Genomic DNA, 1114 nt, shown 5'->3' on the forward strand with positions numbered 1-1114 from the left:
TATTCAAGACAATATAGATGCATACGATAAAATATGTGCCTTGATAAATAGGTCGGCTAAATGCGGCAGTTTACATTGAAGTTTGGTGTAGGCCATCAAGGAAAGGAGCCTTTCAGAAATGTATTCTACAACAGAATTACTTCTGATCTTGTTGATCCTACTGGTATTCAGCTGAATATATCGGAAATAATCATCTTCTGATATAGTCACAATCAAGTTGTGATAAGCATCGACTTCTAAACAAGGCGAAAGGGAGAAGCGGCAACTTCTCCCTTTCTTTTTGCATCGATACAAGAATTATAAACTAGAGGCAAAATAATATCAATGATCTCCTTTTGATTTTTCAGCAGACTTCATTTATGGATGCAAGAGATTTCTTATTATAGCTTTCATTACAGATTCATCGATAATTCATATGCGCTTCGTACAGCTTCTAAAGCTTGAGCTGGTTGACTGGCATCACCAATACAGTAGGCTTCTACTTCCTCTTTGATCTCATCGTATAAATGATTTTGAGGTTTTACACCGGTTGCGTAAATGATATGAGTGAAACCACTTAATTTTGTAGGCTTGCCATAGCTTTCGACTTCAATCGCGTTATTGTTTATATTTAATACTTTGGTATGCGTCAAGATCTTTGTGCCATGCTGAGCTAAACGCTGCATGGTTGGAACTAGATTGTTTGGTACCATGCCTTGGCCAATTGAATCAGCCATTTCAATAATGGTCGTCATCATAGGCCCTTTGGCATTGATCGTTAGATATTCAGCGGTTTCGATTCCGACCATACCACCACCGATGATAGCAACATTGCCACCAGGGATTGATACTTTTTCTGACAAGACATCATGTGCATTGATGCTATCTTTAGCAGCAAAACCAGGAAGGTGAGGAGTAGCACCAGTGGCGACAATAACGATATCTGGTTTATTTTCTTTGATCGTATCGCTTGTGACTTCTTGATTTAGTAGAATATTTACATTGTATTTCTTGCACTGATTTTGAAGATAGATCATCCATTTAGAAATTTCCTGTTTAAATGGGGCACGACAGGCAAGGCGCATTTGTCCGCCTAACTGGTTTGTTTTTTCCAATCATCTAGATCAGGTTCATT

1 protein-coding gene is annotated in these 1114 nt (G+C 38.3%); it reads right to left on the reverse strand.

Features of this window, described 5'->3' with window-relative positions:
• Positions 1–392: 392 nt before the first annotated feature.
• On the reverse strand, positions 393–1094 hold the full coding sequence (locus tag HMPREF0367_RS03945; RefSeq protein WP_148449361.1) for an FAD-dependent oxidoreductase: 702 nt from the start codon (positions 1092–1094) through the stop codon (positions 393–395).
• Positions 1095–1114 lie beyond the last annotated feature (20 nt).

Source organism: Faecalitalea cylindroides ATCC 27803 (genome assembly GCF_000469305.1).
GTDB classification, from domain to species: Bacteria; Bacillota_I; Bacilli_A; order Erysipelotrichales; family Erysipelotrichaceae; genus Faecalitalea; species Faecalitalea cylindroides.